The organism is Acinetobacter sp. Lyrl_1 (assembly GCF_051948795.1).
GTDB classification, from domain to species: domain Bacteria; phylum Pseudomonadota; class Gammaproteobacteria; order Pseudomonadales; family Moraxellaceae; genus Acinetobacter; species Acinetobacter towneri.
Window position 1 is genome coordinate 1 of sequence record NZ_JAYJLK010000018.1, and the last position, 17661, is coordinate 17661.

The window sequence follows — 17661 nt, forward strand, 5'->3', positions numbered from 1 at the left end:
TTGTCTTTAATTGGTACAGCTACATACAGGCAAGCAAATCTCAGATTTTCCCAAGCTTAAAAATGTGCTAAGGTTAAGCGCAAAATTAAATAGGTCAATTTGCGTATGTGGATTGCAATTTCTGCCTTGAATTTAGCGGTTGCGGTATTACTTGGTGCATTTGGTGCACATGGTTTAAAAGCCCGTGCAACTGAGGTTCAATTGGATTGGTGGCAAACTGCAACAGATTATTTTTTCTATCATGCTCTTGGACTTTTGGCATTAGGCATCTTAGCTAAAGTGATTCCACAACTTCCCATTAAAGCCAGTTTTATTCTAATCCAACTGGGTATTTTATTTTTCTGCGGTTCACTTTATATCATGGCATTGGACATTGTACGCGGCTTGGGCATGATTACCCCAATTGGTGGTGTGCTCATGATTGCGGGCTGGCTGACCTTAGCATGGCAAGCCATGAAATATGCTAAATAAAGCTCAATTGTATTTTGTAATTTTGAAGATGGATTCACGGTCATGCAAATTTATCTGAATGGCGAAACACAACAGACCTCTCACACGACCCTGTTACAACTGATTCAGGCATTAGATTTAGAAGGCAAACGTTTTGCTGTGGAGCAAAACGAAAAAATTATTGCCAAAAGTAAACTTGCCGAAACCCCTATTTGCGATCAAGACCGCATTGAAATTATTCATGCCGTTGGTGGCGGCTAAACTCGGAGCACCCATGCAAGATACCTTTAAAATTGGTTCACGTACCTTTAATTCACGTTTATTGGTGGGTACGGGCAAATATAAAGATTTAACCGAAACAGATTTGGCGATTCAAGCCAGTGGCGCAGAAATTGTCACGGTTGCCATTCGTCGTGTAAACATTGGGCAACATCCAGATCAGCCAAACTTACTTTCCGTAATTCCACCAGAAAAATACACCATTTTGCCAAATACAGCAGGATGTTTTGATGCCAACAGTGCCGTGCGCACCTGCATGCTGGCGCGTGAATTGCTAGATGGTCACAACCTTGTCAAACTGGAAGTTTTGGGCGATGAAAAAACCCTTTACCCAAATATCACCGAAACTTTAAAAGCTGCACGCACGCTAATTGACGATGGTTTTGAGATCATGGTCTACACTTCCGATGACCCGATTGTGGCGCAAGAATTGGAAAGTATGGGCTGCGTGGCAATTATGCCATTAGGTAGTTTAATTGGTTCAGGCTTAGGTATTCTTAACCCGCATACCATTTCAATTATTAAAGAAAATGCCAAAGTGCCTGTATTGGTAGATGCAGGTGTAGGTACCGCCAGTGATGCTGCGATTGCAATGGAATTGGGTTGCGATGGTGTGCTGATGAATACTGCCATTGCAGCAGCACAAAACCCAGTGCTAATGGCATCTGCGATGCGTAAAGCAGTAGAAGCAGGACGTGAAGCTTATTTGGCAGGACGTATGCCACGTAAGCGTATGGCGAATGCCAGCTCACCTGAAACGGGTTATTTCTTTAAATAATCATTAGAGTCTGTTCCAAGTCCGACAACTCAAATAAAAAGACGTTAAGTGTTAACTCAACGTCTTTTTTTATTATGCGATTTGGGCAAATAAAAGCCGATTAAGGAATCAAGCCTTCATCACGCATAGCAATTTGTACCGACTGACGCGCAGCAACTTTATTACGGATTTCAACCACATGGCTATACGGAGTTAAATCATGCTCAATATAGTTTGACCAATTAGTGATAACAAACAAATACGCATCGGCTGGACCAAAGTTATCATCCACCAAATATTCATGGTCTGATGATGCAATCGCTTGATCAATATAAGTCAACAAACGATCAATTTCTGCATAGGCTTTTTCTTTGGCTTCTGCATCTAAAGGCGCGCCAAAAAATACTGCGTAAGCGTCATGTAATTCAGAGTTTAAATAACCCAACCATTCCAAAACTTTAGCACGACCTAAACCAGATGGCGGAATTAAATCCTGTTTAGGGTCTTGCTGCGCTAAAAATGGCAATAGCGCTACGTTTTCCGTCAAAATTAAACCTGGGTTAATTTCTAAAGCAGGTACATAACCTTTAGGGTTAATTTCATAATAATCGGCACCCTTTTCTGTTTTATGGGTTTTTAAATCTACACGCTCAATATCAAAATCGACATTCACTTCATTTAAAATAATATGTGCTGCCAAAGAGCATGCGCCAGGTGAATAATAAAGCTTCATATTTGATCCTTGTTATATAACTATCTCTGTTGTAAATCGCTTGTCACAAACTTGCAAGTGATTGAACCTATAAATTGCAAAAAAGCGAAAATGTCTTAAAAAGCCCTTACGCTTTGACTATCCTGCAAAAGACAGGCTTTTTCAAGTCTGTTTTGCCTGCTTTTTTATCTCTAGATGTTTTAACATACAGCCCTTTAAAGTTTCATGAAATTGAGATTGTGATTAGCCTGAAAAAAGAAGAATGGTTTTCCAATATCCGCACCGATGTTTTGGCAGGTTTAGTGGTAGGTTTGGCATTAATTCCTGAATCAATTGCCTTTTCGGCTATAGCAGGCGTCGATCCGCAAGTCGGCTTATATGCATCGTTCTGTATTGCGGTCACGATTGCTTTTTTTGGTGGGCGTACTGCCATGATTTCTGCCGCGACAGGCGCTATGGCATTACTGATGATTACCCTCGTCAAAGAACATGGTTTGCAATATTTATTGGCTGCAACAGTACTCACAGGGCTGATTCAGGTTGTGGCAGGTTATTTTAAAGTTGCCAAACTGATGCGTTTTGTTTCGCAATCGGTGGTTTATGGCTTTGTAAATGCTTTGGCGATTTTAATTTTTGTGGCGCAACTGCCTGAATTATCGCAAATGGATAGCTTAGGCTATTTATTTGTAGGATTAGGTTTGGCGGTGGTCTATCTGTTTCCATACATTCCTAAAATTGGTAAAAGCATTCCCTCGCCTTTGGTCTGCATTATTATGCTGAGTATGGTTGCCTTATTACTTGGTGCAGATATGCGTACCGTAAGCGATTTGGGACAATTTCCCGATACACTGCCTATTTTTCTAGTACCTGACATCCCGCTAAATTTTGAAACTTTATCGATTATTTTTCCTTATGCCATGACCTTAGCCACAGTCGGTTTACTCGAAACTATGATGACTACTACGATTGTCAATGAAGCCACAGGCACTGAAGCAGATCGGCATCAGGAATGTCGTGGTCAGGGTTATGCCAATATTGTTAGTGGCTTTATGGGTGGTATGGCAGGCTGTGCCATGATTGGGCAATCCATTATCAACGTCAGTTCTGGGGCACGTACACGTCTCTCTACACTTACGGCAGGCGTGTTTTTACTGTGCTTGGTGGTATTTCTCAAAGATTGGTTGGCATATATTCCTATGGCAGCATTGGTCGCAATTATGATTATGGTGTCATTCACGACTTTTAACTGGGATTCCATCCGTAACTTTAAAAAGCATCCCAAACAAAGCAATATTGTTATGTTAGCTGTGGTGATTGTGGTGTTAGTTACCCACAACCTTGCTTTGGGTGTCTTTGTTGGCGTACTGCTTTCTGCTCTATTTTTGGTTAATAAACTGGAAAGTGAAGTTAAAGTCAGTTCGTTTTTATTGGGCGAATATACCCGCCAATATGTAATTTCAGGACAAATTTTCTTTAGCAGCTCGGAAAAGTTTTATCAGTTTTTTGATTTTTCAGAAGACATTAGCAATGTCACCATCGACTTAACGCATGCGCATATTTGGGATATTACCTCTGTAAATATGCTGAATAGCGTAGTGAACAAATTTAAAGCGCAACAGATTAAAGTGCATATTATTGGATTGAATGAAGCCAGTCATACCTTAATTGATCAATACAGTGCCCATTCGTAATTACTGTATTAAAATACCGTTGATGATGTTAAATGCTGAATCTTGATGATTCTGCATTTTTTATACTCAAAAGATGCAGATGTATCGCAATCTTGCGCGATGCTACGAAAAACAGCGAAAAAATTTGACTTCAATGGCTCAGGACTTAAAATACCGCATTCGAATTCATTAGATTTGCCAAAATTATGTCGAACGATCAATTAGACCAGCACGTTGTCGAGCTGGACAACCTCAACGAGCATCGTGAAATTGTAACGTTCATGCGCCGTTCTTCACCATTGAATACGTCACAACGTAGCGCCTTGGAACAATACGGCGACTTAATTTTGGAATATCCTGTTGGCGATTTACGTCAGCATTTTGAACACCCTGGACGCCCGCTTACAGTAGAAATTGGTTTTGGGATGGGGCGTTCTTTGGTACTGATGGCGCAGGCTAACCCTGAACGTAACTTTGTCGGGATTGAAGTCCATATTCCAGGCATTGCACAGTGCGTTTATGAAGCAGGTACAGCAGGTTTAAGCAACTTACGTGTCTTAGATGCCGATGCGATTCAAGTACTGCGTGAAATGCCAGACAATAGCATTGATACGGTGCAGTTATATTTCCCAGACCCATGGCAGAAAAAACGTCACTTCAAACGCCGTTTTGTTGCTCATGAACGCATGGAATTGGTAGAGCAAAAATTAGTGTTAGGTGGTACGTTCCATGCAGCAACCGACTGGGAACCGTATGCAGAATGGATGCTGGATGTATTGGACAACCGTCCACGTTTAGAAAACTTGGCGGGTAAAGGCAATAGCTACCCTCGCCCTGAATGGCGTCCACAAACCAAGTTTGAACGCCGCGGAATTGAAGCAGGTCATAAGATTAATGATTTTATCTTCAAGAAAATTAACTAATTTCTGCTAGAAAAAATGCTTCCACAAGGAAGCATTTTTTATTTGAACTCGTGTTATCGTATCAAATGACTAAGATTGATGCCGCGTTAAAATCTGTTGGCTCATTAGCGCATAAACTTCGGCAAGTGCATGTTGCTGCCCTGCTACCAATAAGTCCTGATGCATTTTTAAAATATTGTGATCACCCCGCATAGCAGGCCCTGTTTGCATTTGACGCGGATCATTCTGGGTCGCTTTATGCGCAGTTTCCAAAATAAGAGGATACAGCAGACTGAAATCTACTTTCTGAGCATCGACCACTTGCTTGGCCATGTCATAACAATAATTACTAAAATTACAGGCAAATACCGCAGCCAAATGCAAACTCAAACGCTGTGCTGAAGTATAGGCATAAACCCTTTTGCTTAGGCTATTTGCCAAAGTCATTAAAAGCTGCTGATCTTCAGCAAATGCAGCTTCTATAAATAAAGGCGTTTCTGACCAATCAATTTCACGCTCTAAACTAAAGGTTTGCAAGGGATAAAATACCCCTGAACGTACATGATGCTGTTGCAATACATCTAATTTAGTACTGCCTGAGGTATGCACAATCAACACATGATTTAAATCACGATGAACTTCCTGAATCACCTGTGCAATGCCCTGATCACTCACTGCAATAATCACTAAATCTAGATCTGAATGAAGTTTTTCTACTTCAGCAATCGCTTCTGCGCCAACCTGCGCAGCCAAATGCTGCGCCTTGTCCAGACTACGGCTATAAATTTGCACAATTTGATGCTGTGCGTTTAAAACATGAGCCAAATGATGTGCAACGCGCCCTGCACCAATCAAACTAATTCGCATAATATTTTCAGATAAAATAAGATGAAATAATCTGCACACAGCATGCCAATAAAAAAAGGACGAAGCAATTCGTCCTGATGTTTTTTGTTTGATATCGAATAGATTTAGAATTGACGCAAAGTTAAAATCTGCTCACTACGTCCAAATGGCCCTTGAGTATCATGCAAAACTGCACTCGTTAAGCCAATACCATCTTCACCATATTGTTGTGTTACTTCCAAGCCTAGCCATTCGCCTTGCGGTAAACGGTGTAAATGCATTTGCAAATCTAAATTTGGAAAACCCCAACCCGCATTCGGGTCTAAACGTGGCACTACGCCATTGGCGGTATCCACCATCCCCAATAAACGCACAAAACTAGATGTGCTTTGATTTTCAACCATATCCAATTGGTTTCTTAACCAAACGATGCCCTTACCTGCACGACGATCTAAATGCGCACGGGTTTCAATGCTTTGAATATAGCCGCCCGGCCAACAACGCATGCCATCCCAATCGGGCAAATATTCGGGGTTTTCTATCGGTAAATCTTCCAATCCTGCAATTGCGCGTGTATCTGAGGTTTTCATTTTCCATGCACGCGCCACAATACAGGTTTTTCCTTCAGCACACATTTCCGCTTCAATCAGCTCAATGGTTTTACCCGGTCGAATCATACGGGTGGTGATACTAAATTCACCAAAGGCAATTAAGCCAAAAATATCTAAACCGACCCGACCAATTCGCATATCATCACGCGGCATAAATTGCTCAAGTTCTGCACACAAAATACCCGTTGCAGGTGCCATGTGTTGTTCATGCGGATTCCACGCGCCTTGTGCATGAATGTTGCAACGATAGTGCGCAGTACAGCCACCATCGGCATGTTGTTCACGTTTGAGTAAAGTGTAATATGCTGACATTTTTTCTCTTTCCCTGATCTAACTTTTCTTGTGCGGATACTTTTACTACAAAGATTACTGACTAAATAATGTTATTTATCAACTATTTCTCTGCAAAAAAACCATAATAATTCATAAGTTGACAATATGTTTTACACTGACGAAAACCCACTTGAGTAAGCAATGCTGCCTGCGCATCTGCCATAATTAAATGAAAATCATCGGCCAGTCGTGCAAGCATTTTTTCCGCTTGAGTCGTAGTTAAACCACAATCCAAAGCCAAATTCTGCATCCAGCGCAGTTCTATATTTTCAGTCTGCTGCATCAGATCATAGCTTAATAAAATCGCTGTAGGTTTTAATGTTTGGTAAATATCTTGAAAAAATAATGTTTTTTCTGCGACTGGCACAAAATGCGCCACCAAAATCGCCAATGCCGCATCAAACTGCAAATTTTCAACCTGCGCTTGTTGGGCAAATTGGTGGGTATCTGCCTGTATAAAACGTACTCGCTCATGCCCTGCCACAGACTGAATGTTTTTTTCTGCCTGCTGTAACATGCTTAAAGATGGGTCGATGGCCGTAAATTGCCACTGTGGATGTTGCTGCAGTAAATACTGCAACTCATAGCCTGTGCCACACCCCACCACTAAAACTTGTGCTGTTTCGGGCAAATGACTACTTAAAATTGCATTGATGTGTTGATGTACCAATTCATATCCGGGAATGAGTTTCCGAATATGACTGTCATAGCCTTCAACCACAGTTGCACTGTGAAAATCTTTTGCCATATCACATGATTCTTCTTTAATTTACTGACATTAAATATCTGAGTCTTTTTCAAGATCTGCTTAAGCCACAGCCATTGCATCTACCGACAATTCCGAAACGGTTGGCTTGGCACGTTCAGGCACTAAGCCTAATTTTTGGAACAATTGTTTGTCTTTGCCTTCGCCTGCGTTTGGTGTGGTCAAAAGCTTTTCACCTGAGAATAACGAGTTCGCACCTGCCATAAATGCCAACGCCTGATCTGAATCAGATAATGATTCACGCCCTGCAGATAAACGAATATAGCTGTTTGGCATGATAATACGTGCAACTGCAGTGGTACGAATCCACTCAATCACATCCAGTTTTTCTACTTCAGCCAATGGTGTACCTTCAATCGGAACTAACATATTGATCGGCACAGATTCAGGATGTAACGGTAAAGTCGCTAATTCATGTAATAAACCAATACGGTCTTGGGTGTCTTCACCTAAACCGACAATACCGCCACTACACACTTTCATACCTGTTTGACGCACAATATCCAAAGTATTTAAGCGGTCATCAAAGCTACGAGTACTAATGACATTCGGATAATATTCACGCGATGTGTCTAGGTTGTGGTTGTAATAATCCAAACCTGCATCTTTTAAGCGTTCTGCCTGAGATTGATTCAACATCCCTAAAGTCATGCAAGTTTCTAAGCCTAGAGCTTTGACTTCACGCACCATTTCTAAAACATACGGCATATCACGTTCATGCGGATTACGCCAAGCAGCGCCCATACAAAAACGTGAAGAACCTGAGGCTAAAGCTTCTTTGGCTTCCTGAATGACTTTATCCACTGCAATACGTTTTTCAGCTTCAAGCTGTGAATCATAATGCGCAGACTGCGAGCAATATTTACAGTCTTCAGGGCATTTGCCTGTTTTAATAGACAATAAGGTACTGACTTGTACGGTATTGGCAGCAAAATGTTGGCGATGCACGCGCTGTGCTTCAAAGACTAAATCCAAAAAAGGCTGTTCATATAACTGCTGAATTTCTTCTCGAGTCCAATCATTGCGTAAGGTCATTATTTTCATCCTTGATTATCACGCATCACACTTATACTAGGTGTCATCTTTTACTAAGCTGAGTATGCGATATATTTTTAGTGTAATTATTAGAGTATCCCTTTATCTCTGCGTGAGAAATAAAGGGTGTGTGCTGACAAAATTAAAAGGTCGATCTTGCAGCAATAAATAGCTGAAATAATGCCTTAAGCAATTTCCTTTAAATTTAATTCTTCACGCATAAATTCACGTAATTTAAATTTCTGTGCCTTGCCTGAAGCGGTCATTGGAAATTCACTAAAGAAGCGCACATAACGTGGGACTTTATTGTGTGAAATGTGTTCTGCACAGTATTGGCGAATTGCCTCTTCGGTACATTCATGGTGTTCATGCAAAATAATACAGGCACATAGTTCTTCACCATAACGATGATCTGGCACGCCAATTACTTGCACATCGCAGACCGCATCGTGAGTATATAAGAAATCTTCAATTTCTTTCGGGAACAGGTTTTCACCGCCACGAATCACCACATCTTTAATGCGACCTTTGATTTTTACAAAGCCTTCATCATCCATTTCTGCAATGTCGCCTGTGTGCATCCAACGTGCAACATCAATGACTTCTTGGGTTTTGTCATGTTCATCCCAGTAACCCAGCATGACTGAATAACCACGCACACACAATTCTCCTAACTGTCCGCGCGGCACGACTTTGCCTTCTTCATCGACAATTTTTACTTCCAGATGTGGATGTACACGCCCCACCGTACTGACACGACGCTCCACAGAATCTTCAGTCGAACTTTGTGCGCTCACAGGTGCTGTTTCGGTCATGCCATAACAAATGGTGATTTGCGCCATGTGCATACGGTCGATGACGCGTTGCATAATTTCCTGCGGACACGGACTGCCTGCCATAATGCCTGTGCGCAAGCTAGATAAATTAAATTCATCAAACTGTTCATGCTCTAAAATGGCAATAAACATGGTCGGTACGCCGTAAGCAGCTGTACATTTTTCTTGCTGAATGGCTTTTAAGGTATCGAGCGGGTTAAACACTGCCGATGGATAGACCATGGTTGAACCATGTGTGATACACGCTAAATTGCCCATCACCATACCAAAGCAGTGAAACAGCGGTACGGAAATACAAACACGGTCTTGTGGACTTAAATGAATTGCTTCTCCTACAAAGTAACCATTATTTAAAATGTTGTTGTGGGTCAGCATAGTGCCTTTCGGATTGCCCGTCGTGCCTGAGGTAAATTGAATGTTAATGGTTTCATCGAACTGCAACTCACTGGCAATGTGTTGTAGTTTTTTCAGCATGTGGGTGGTTGGAGCAGTCAATAAATCCTGAAAACGATGCATTCCTGTATGTGCTTGATCATCAATTTTAATCACATGCTTTAAATGCGGTAAACACTTGGCGTTGAGGACTTTATTGTCTGCCTGACACAGCTCTGGGGCAATTTTCGTTAAGATGTCCTGATAGTTGGTGCTTTTAAATTGCGATGCAATCACCAAACCTTTACAGGACACTTTGTTGAGCACAAATTCCAGTTCATTGCTTTTATAGGCTGGGTTTAAATTCACCAAAATCACCCCTGCCTTAAAGGCTGCGAATTGAGTGATCGTCCATTCCACACAATTCGGAGACCAAATGGCAAGGCGGTCACCTTTTTTAAAACCGAGTTTTAACAAACTACAGGCAAAGGCATTGACCTGTTGCTGTAGTTGCTTATAGGTCAGACGCACATTTTGATGCACGCTTACCAAAGCATCCTGATCTGCATATTGCTGGCAAGCCTGATCAAACTTTTCACCAATGGTCATGCCTAACAAAGGCTGATTACTGGTGCCATAGGCATAACTTAACCGTACTTGTGTCATTGAATCGATCTCCTTGATTCTTTGTAATTCTGTTTTCCATTATGACGACGATTACTTTTTGCCTGTTTTGTGCGTTGTTTTTACTACCCTCCCTGCTGTTTTCGCACTGCATTTACACAAAAGTCGGCAATTTGTTTGACAAAGTAATCTTTATAATTTTGATCAAACATCACATTGCGAGACGGGTTTAAAGGTTCAATCACTACAAAGGTCATGGAGCCAACCACACCTAAAGCAGCAGTGTTCAAATCTTCAAAATCAAACTCACCATTGACTTTTCCTTCAGCCAAAATTTCCTTGATGCTCTGTTTGATCAGTTGTTTACTGCGAAAACGCTCATGTTCCATTTCTGGGTCTACAGGCTCGAACATTAACGAATACGCCAATTGAGGGCTGTTCATCGCACGCTTCACAAAAGTGGTGACAGATTTTTGCAATTTTTGTTTTGCACTTAAATCTGACTTCGCAATGTGGTCCAAAATTTCGACCTCACGACGAATCGCATCCGATAAAACTTCAATCAAAATCTGACTTTTATTTTCAAAGTAGCGATACACCAAACCTGTAGATACGCCTGCGCGTTCTGCAATGGCTTGGATAGACGCTTCTTTAAAGCCCCCATGAGCAATAAGTTCACGAGCAGAATCTAAAATCGCCATGCGATTTTGTTCCATACGTTCCTGCATCAATGATGATCTTTTATAACTCATATCTTATTCTCAACCAGATAAAATGAATTGTAAATCATTTTGTGAATTTTAGTTCACTTTTTTAAATTTTCGATGTATGTTAGAACCTAAGCACAACAACAATGCTTGTTTTAGGAACAACAAATATAACCACAGGATGGATGAACACATGATTTTACAAAGCTTAGACTTCGGCTTAGATGAAACCTTAATCGCCCTGCGCGATTCAATCGCTGCTTTTTGTGCAAAGGAAATTGCACCCATTGCTCAACAGGTTGATCGTGATAACGAATTCCCTGCCCAGCTTTGGAAAAAATTTGGCGATATGGGCTTACTTGGCTTAACCGTGAGTGAAGAATACGGCGGCACTAACTTAGGCTATTTAGCTCACATCATTGCCATGCAAGAAATTTCTCGTGCATCAGCATCCATTGGTTTGTCTTACGGTGCTCATTCTAACCTATGTGTGAACCAAATTAAGCGAAATGGGACAGAAGAACAGAAGCAACGCTATTTACCAAAACTGATTTCAGGCGATTACGTCGGCGCTTTGGCAATGTCTGAACCAAATGCAGGCTCAGACGTGGTTAGCATGAAACTGAAAGCTGAAGATAAAGGCGATCATTACTTGCTCAACGGCTCAAAAATGTGGATTACCAATGGCGGTGATGCCGATGTTTTGGTGGTGTATGCCAAAACTGACTTACAGGCAGGCGCCAAAGGTATGACTGCTTTCTTAATTGAAAAAACCATGTCAGGTTTTAGCCACGGCAGCCATTTAGACAAACTCGGGATGCGCGGCTCAAATACCTATCCATTGTTCTTTGACAATGTTGAAGTACCAAAAGAAAACGTCTTGGGCGGTGTGGGCAATGGTACAAAAGTACTAATGAGTGGACTGGACTATGAACGTGCAGTTTTAAGTGCAGGGCCGCTAGGCATTATGGATGCCTGCATGGATACCGTGATTCCTTATATTCATGAGCGTAAACAGTTTGGTCAGGCATTGGGTGAATTCCAGCTTATGCAAGGCAAAATTGCCGATATGTATTCGACTTGGTTGGCATGTAAAGCACTGGTCTATGCCGTTGGCGCAGAATGTGACAAAGCTGAACACAGCCGTAGTTTACGTAAAGATGCAGCCAGTGCCATTTTATACGCTGCCGAAAAAGCCACATGGATGGCAGGTGAAACCATTCAAACCTTGGGCGGTAATGGCTATATCAATGAGTTCTCTGCAGGACGTTTATGGCGTGATGCCAAACTCTATGAAATTGGTGCGGGTACTTCAGAAATTCGCCGTATGTTGATTGGCCGTGAATTGTTTAACGAAACTGCCTAAAAATAAATCACAAGAATAGACAAGGATGTTGGCATGAATCAATTACAGAGCAAAATTAATATTCGCAGCGACGAGTTTAAAAACAACCAAGCTGCGATGCAAAGCCTAGTCGATGACCTCAGAGAAAAAGTCCAAAAAATTGCTTTGGGTGGTGGCGAAACTGCACGCCAAAAACATTTAGACCGTGGCAAATTACTGCCACGTGAACGGATTGACCACCTGATCGATCCGGGTACTGCATTTATTGAAATTGGTCAGTTGGCCGCTTATCAGGTCTATCAGGATGATGTCCCTGCTGCGGGTGTAGTGGCGGGTGTCGGTCAAGTGAATGGCGTGACCTGCATGATCATTGCCAACGATGCCACAGTAAAAGGTGGAACGTACTATCCACTGACTGTGAAAAAGCATTTACGCGCACAGGAAATTGCCGAACAGAATCACCTGACTTGTATTTATTTGGTCGATTCTGGCGGTGCATATTTGCCGCTACAAGATGAAGTCTTTCCAGACCGTGATCATTTCGGACGCATTTTCTATAACCAAGCGCGTATGTCGAGCATGGGCATTGCCCAAATTGCCGTTGTGATGGGAAGTTGTACCGCAGGCGGTGCGTATGTCCCTGCCATGTCAGATGAAACCATCATTGTGCGTAATCAGGGGACAATTTTCTTGGGCGGCCCACCGCTGGTTAAAGCCGCAACAGGTGAAGTGGTTAGCAGCGAAGACTTGGGTGGTGGCGATGTACACACTCGCCTTTCAGGTGTAGCCGATCATTTGGCAGAAAATGATGAACATGCCTTGGCAATTGCCCGCAACATCGTTGCCAATTTAAATAAAAAGCCAAACCCGCAGCCTGAGCATATAGAAGCACCATTATTCGATGCCTCTGAACTGTATGGCATTGTTCCGACTGACGCGCGTAAACCGTTTGATGTACGTGAAGTGATTGCCCGTATTGTCGATGGTTCACGTTTTGATGAATTTAAAGCGCGCTTTGGCACCACATTAATTACAGGTTTTGCCAAACTATATGGTATGTCTGTCGGGATTATTGCCAACAACGGTATTTTATTTTCCGAGTCGGCACAAAAAGGCGCACACTTTATTGAACTATGCACCCAACGCAACATTCCCCTGTTATTTATTCAAAATATCACAGGCTTCATGGTTGGACGCCAATATGAAAATGAAGGCATTGCCAAAAATGGTGCCAAACTGGTGATGGCGGTTGCCACAGCCAATGTGCCTAAACTGACTTTGGTGATTGGCGGTTCTTTTGGTGCAGGTAACTACGGGATGTGTGGTCGTGCTTATTCACCACGTTTTATGTGGACATGGCCAAACTCACGTATTTCAGTGATGGGTGGCGAACAAGCATCGAGCGTATTGTCTACCTTAAAGCGTGATCAGATTGAAGCCAAAGGTGGTAGCTGGTCTGCAGAAGAAGAAGATCAGTTCAAACAGCCAATTCGTGAACAATACGAACGTCAGGGTCATCCATATTATGCGTCTGCACGCTTATGGGATGATGGTGTGATTGATCCAGCACAGTCGCGTGAAGTTTTGGCATTAAGTTTAGCCGCTGCCCTCAATGCATCCATCCAACCGACCAAATTTGGCGTGTTCCGCATGTAAGAGGTGACAAAATGGATTATCAGTTTTTACAGCTCGAACAGAACAACCAAGTGGCTACGGTTTGGATTAATCGTGCGGAATTGCATAACGCTTTCAATACAGAGGTGATTGAAGAATTACACGCCTGCTTTCAGGCACTGAATAGCCGTGATGATATTCGAGTGGTGATTTTGGCAGGACGCGGCAAAAGCTTTTCTGCAGGTGCAGATTTGAACTGGATGAAACAGGCAGGTCAAGCTTCTACAGCAGAAAATCAAGCCGATGCCCTAAAACTGGCAAAAATGCTGCAAAGTTTAGCGACGTTAAAACAACCGACTATTGCCCGTGTGCATGGTATTGCCTTTGGTGGTGGTATGGGTTTGGCAGCTGCCTGTGATATTTGCGTTGCCAGCACCGATGCCAAGTTTGCGACCTCTGAAGTACGTTTAGGTTTAGCACCATCTACCATTAGCCCTTACGTCATTCGTGCGATTGGCGCACGTCAGGCATCACGTTACTTTTTAACGGCAGAGCGTATTTCTGCAGAACAGGCACAGCAAATTGGTTTAGCGCATGAAGTCACTTCAGCCGAAGACTTAGACAGCAAAATTGATGAAATTGTGCAAGCCTTATTGCTTGGTGGCCCAGAAGCGCAACATGCTTCTAAACAACTGATTCAGATGGTTAATCATCAAGTTTTGACCGAAGATTTACTCCAACAAACTGCACAGCATATTGCACATGTTCGCCAAGGAACTGAGGCGAAAAATGGCTTAAATGCTTTTTTAAATAAACAAAGCCCGGCTTGGATCAAGACCACGGCAGAATAAAAGAAGGATCGCACGATGTTTGAAAAGATTTTAATTGCCAACCGTGGTGAAATTGCCTGCCGTGTAATTCGTACCGCAAAAAAACTTGGGATTGCGACTGTCGCGGTGTATTCAGATGCCGATGCGCAATCACAACACGTTAAACTGGCAGACGAAGCCATTTATATTGGTGAATCGCCTGCGGCACAAAGTTATTTGCAAGTTGAACGTATTATTCAGGCAGCCAAAAGCACAGGTGCACAAGCGATTCACCCGGGTTATGGTTTCTTATCTGAAAATGACCAATTCGCACTTGCCTGTAAAGACAACAATATTGTTTTTATTGGCCCGCCAGTTGAAGCCATTTTGGCGATGGGTCTAAAAGCAACCTCTAAAGCCTTGATGGAAAAAGCAGGTGTGCCACTAACTCCGGGCTACCACGGCAGCAATCAAGATGCGGCATTTTTAAAGCAACAAGCCGACAGCATTGGTTATCCTGTGCTCATTAAAGCCAGTGCAGGCGGTGGCGGTAAAGGCATGCGTTTAGTAGAACGCAGTGAAGACTTTCTCAGCTCACTCGCTTCATGTAAAAGTGAAGCACGTTCTAGCTTTGGTAATGAAGATGTGCTGATTGAACGCTATGTGATTCAACCACGTCATATTGAAGTACAGGTTTTTGGCGATACTCACGGCAACTACGTGCATTTGTTTGAACGTGATTGCTCGGTACAACGTCGCCACCAAAAAGTGCTTGAAGAAGCACCTGCACCAAAAATGCCAGAAGATAAACTCGAAACTATGCGCCAAGCCGCAATTGATGCCGCACGTGCTGTAAATTACGTGGGCGCAGGTACGGTAGAGTTTATTGTCGAGCAAGACGGTACTGCTTATTTCATGGAAATGAATACCCGCTTGCAGGTCGAACACCCCGTCACAGAAATGATTACAGGGCAAGACTTGGTTGAGTGGCAATTGCGAGTTGCTTTTGGTGAGCCATTGCCAAAACAGCAACATGAATTGCAAATTCATGGTCATGCCCTTGAAGCGCGTGTGTATGCCGAAGAACCAGAAAAAGGCTTTATTCCTGCCATTGGTCAAATCAGCTATCTGCATTATCCAGAGCAAAATGATGCCGTACGTGTCGATAGCGGGATTGTCGAAGGTGATGAAATCAGCACCTACTACGACCCAATGATTGCCAAACTGATTGTTTGGGGTAAAAACCGTGAAGCAGCATTAACGCAAATGCACCATGCTTTAGGTCAGTTCCACGTCGATGGTTTAGGCAACAACATTGCATTCTTGGATCGTTTGGTGCTGTGTGATTCCTTTAAACATGCCAATTTGGATACAGGGCTTATTCAACGTGAGGAAGCATTTTTACTTAACGCAAAACCTGAAGTCGCTACAGAAACTGTCGTTGCAGCTGCGTTAATTGATGTACTTTCTCGTATTCAAAACAACAAAGCGGCAAACAACGCGGTTTGGCAAAAAGACCACTTCTGGCGCTTAAATCAGCAAAGCGCCCACACAGTGCAATTACAGTGCAATGACCAAACACTCAAAATCCAGTTAAAACCATGCACTTCTGGTTTTGAGGCTTACTACAATGGGCAAACGCTGAGCGTTCAAGGCGAGCTTTTGGATGCACATCGTCTACAGGTTTGTATCAATGGTCAGCAACAAAAAATAGCATTTAACCAACATGCGCAAGGCATCACCCTGTTCCAAAACGGTCAGCGTCATGTGTTTAGCTATGTACAAGCAAACTTTAACAGCGATGATCAACAAGACAATGCCAACAATCTGACTGCACCAATGCCGGGTGTAATCACCCAAGTTTTGGTGGCAGCCAATGCCCGTGTGAAAAAAGATGATGTACTGATGACACTGGAAGCCATGAAAATTGAATATTCAATTCGTGCGCCTTTCGATGGCATTGTGGCAAGTTCGTACTTCCAAGCGGGCGATCAGGTCAAAGCAGGCGATGAACTGGTTGAATTTGAAGCCTTGACGGAGGAAGTTGCATGACTGAATTTGTCAAAATTGTAGAGGTTGGCCCACGAGATGGTCTGCAAAATGAGAAAACGCCACTCACTTTGGCAGACCGTAAAAACCTGATTTTGGATTTAATGCAAACAGGTTTAAGCAGCATTGAGGTCGGTTCTTGCGTATCGGCCAAATGGGTACCGCAAATGGCAGACAGCGATGTGCTGTTTGCCAGCCTGCCACAAAACCCAAACATTCAATTCAGTTTACTGACCCCAAACTCAAAAGGTTTTGAGTCGGCTTTGGCGGTGGGTTGCAAAGAAGTTGCCGTGTTTACCGCCGCTTCTGAAAGCTTTACCCGAAAAAATATCAACTGTTCAATTGAAGAAAGTTTGGAAAAATTTAGCGATGTCATGCGTCAAGCCAAAGCGCACAACATTCGCGTGCGTGGTTATGTATCTTGTATGGTGGACTGTCCTTATGAAGGCGCAATTGACCCGAAACAAGTCGCAAAAGTCACACAGCAATTATTGGACATGGGCTGCTATGAAGTGTCTTTGGGTGAAACCATTGGTACAGCAACCCCTGACCGTGTGCAAAAAGTCTGGGATGCATGTTTGGCAGAGGTCGATGCCAAAGTTTTAGCAGGTCATTTTCACAATACTTACGGCATGGCGATTGCCAATATTTATCAGTCGCTCTTGCAAGGCATTCGTGTATTTGATTCATCTATTGCTGGTTTGGGTGGCTGTCCGTATGCCAAAGGTGCATCGGGCAATGTGTCTACCGAAGACTTGTACTATTTACTGTCCAAGATGGGTTTTGAAACAGGTGTGCGGTTAGAACCGCTGATGACAGCTAGTCGTAACATCAGCAATGTCTTACAGCGCAATAATCCATCTCACTATGCCAATGCCTACTGGCAAAAGGTTTGTGCTTAAAACCTATTTCATCCTCAATAGCATTGGAACATAAGCAATAAG

Annotated in this window: 17 protein-coding genes; 10 read left to right on the plus strand and 7 right to left on the minus strand. The window is 42.8% G+C overall.

What is annotated here, in order from left to right:
• The first annotated feature begins 105 nt into the window (after positions 1 to 105).
• The 3 genes from VF675_RS07445 to VF675_RS07455 are packed head-to-tail and all read left to right on the plus strand — an operon-like array spanning position 106 to position 1507.
• Complete coding sequence (locus tag VF675_RS07445) at positions 106 to 471, plus strand: DUF423 domain-containing protein (RefSeq protein ID WP_178318505.1); 366 nt, start codon at positions 106 to 108, stop codon at positions 469 to 471.
• Positions 472 to 513: 42 nt separating this feature from the next.
• Positions 514 to 711: a sulfur carrier protein ThiS gene (gene thiS, locus VF675_RS07450; RefSeq protein WP_104851805.1), complete on the plus strand. Its 198-nt coding sequence runs from the start codon at positions 514 to 516 to the stop codon at positions 709 to 711.
• 13 nt (positions 712 to 724) lie between these two features.
• On the plus strand, positions 725 to 1507 hold the full coding sequence (locus tag VF675_RS07455) for a thiazole synthase (RefSeq protein ID WP_004971502.1): 783 nt from the start codon (positions 725 to 727) through the stop codon (positions 1505 to 1507).
• 100 nt (positions 1508 to 1607) lie between these two features.
• Here the strand turns inward: VF675_RS07455 and VF675_RS07460 are convergent, their stop codons facing one another.
• Entirely contained in the window at positions 1608 to 2219 is a 612-nt protein-coding gene (locus VF675_RS07460; protein WP_096902535.1) for a glutathione binding-like protein, read from the minus strand.
• A gap of 218 nt (positions 2220 to 2437) precedes the next feature.
• Between VF675_RS07460 and VF675_RS07465 the strand changes: the two genes are divergently transcribed.
• Both VF675_RS07465 and trmB read left to right on the plus strand, forming a co-directional pair.
• The gene (locus VF675_RS07465; protein WP_440205014.1) at positions 2438 to 3889 is read left to right on the plus strand and encodes a SulP family inorganic anion transporter; all 1452 of its coding nucleotides are present in this window, start codon (positions 2438 to 2440) and stop codon (positions 3887 to 3889) included.
• Between the two features lie 185 nt (positions 3890 to 4074).
• Entirely contained in the window at positions 4075 to 4791 is a 717-nt protein-coding gene (gene trmB / locus VF675_RS07470; RefSeq protein ID WP_167845932.1) for a tRNA (guanosine(46)-N7)-methyltransferase TrmB, read from the plus strand.
• A 69-nt stretch (positions 4792 to 4860) separates the two neighbouring features.
• Here the strand turns inward: trmB and VF675_RS07475 are convergent, their stop codons facing one another.
• The 6 genes from VF675_RS07475 to VF675_RS07500 form a co-directional block, all read right to left on the minus strand.
• Positions 4861 to 5637, minus strand: coding sequence for a Rossmann-like and DUF2520 domain-containing protein (locus VF675_RS07475; RefSeq protein WP_096902536.1), 777 nt, complete (start codon positions 5635 to 5637; stop codon positions 4861 to 4863).
• 104 nt (positions 5638 to 5741) lie between these two features.
• Entirely contained in the window at positions 5742 to 6539 is a 798-nt protein-coding gene (locus VF675_RS07480; RefSeq protein WP_104851802.1) for a thioesterase family protein, read from the minus strand.
• 82 nt (positions 6540 to 6621) lie between these two features.
• Positions 6622 to 7308: a class I SAM-dependent methyltransferase gene (locus VF675_RS07485; protein WP_440205015.1), complete on the minus strand. Its 687-nt coding sequence runs from the start codon at positions 7306 to 7308 to the stop codon at positions 6622 to 6624.
• A 60-nt stretch (positions 7309 to 7368) separates the two neighbouring features.
• Positions 7369 to 8361 (minus strand): biotin synthase BioB, encoded by a 993-nt coding sequence (gene bioB, locus VF675_RS07490; RefSeq protein ID WP_440205016.1) that lies wholly within the window; start codon positions 8359 to 8361, stop codon positions 7369 to 7371.
• Positions 8362 to 8546: 185 nt separating this feature from the next.
• Positions 8547 to 10235: an AMP-binding protein gene (locus VF675_RS07495; RefSeq protein ID WP_253106115.1), complete on the minus strand. Its 1689-nt coding sequence runs from the start codon at positions 10233 to 10235 to the stop codon at positions 8547 to 8549.
• A gap of 83 nt (positions 10236 to 10318) precedes the next feature.
• Positions 10319 to 10945 carry a TetR/AcrR family transcriptional regulator gene (locus VF675_RS07500; RefSeq protein ID WP_004971526.1) on the minus strand — a complete coding sequence of 209 codons (627 nt, stop codon included), beginning with the start codon at positions 10943 to 10945 and terminating at the stop codon, positions 10319 to 10321.
• 148 nt (positions 10946 to 11093) lie between these two features.
• Between VF675_RS07500 and VF675_RS07505 the strand changes: the two genes are divergently transcribed.
• The 5 genes from VF675_RS07505 to VF675_RS07525 are packed head-to-tail and all read left to right on the plus strand — an operon-like array spanning position 11094 to position 17619.
• Entirely contained in the window at positions 11094 to 12266 is a 1173-nt protein-coding gene (locus tag VF675_RS07505; protein WP_004971528.1) for an isovaleryl-CoA dehydrogenase, read from the plus strand.
• A gap of 33 nt (positions 12267 to 12299) precedes the next feature.
• Positions 12300 to 13901, plus strand: a complete 1602-nt coding sequence (locus VF675_RS07510; RefSeq protein WP_440205017.1) for a carboxyl transferase domain-containing protein — start codon at positions 12300 to 12302, stop codon at positions 13899 to 13901.
• Between the two features lie 11 nt (positions 13902 to 13912).
• The gene (locus tag VF675_RS07515; RefSeq protein WP_004971533.1) at positions 13913 to 14710 is read left to right on the plus strand and encodes an enoyl-CoA hydratase/isomerase family protein; all 798 of its coding nucleotides are present in this window, start codon (positions 13913 to 13915) and stop codon (positions 14708 to 14710) included.
• Positions 14711 to 14725: 15 nt separating this feature from the next.
• Entirely contained in the window at positions 14726 to 16720 is a 1995-nt protein-coding gene (locus tag VF675_RS07520) for an acetyl/propionyl/methylcrotonyl-CoA carboxylase subunit alpha (protein ID WP_440205018.1), read from the plus strand.
• Complete coding sequence (locus VF675_RS07525) at positions 16717 to 17619, plus strand: hydroxymethylglutaryl-CoA lyase (RefSeq protein WP_178318497.1); 903 nt, start codon at positions 16717 to 16719, stop codon at positions 17617 to 17619. The genes VF675_RS07520 and VF675_RS07525 overlap by 4 nt, the downstream gene beginning before the upstream one ends.
• The last annotated feature ends 42 nt before the right edge of the window (positions 17620 to 17661 follow it).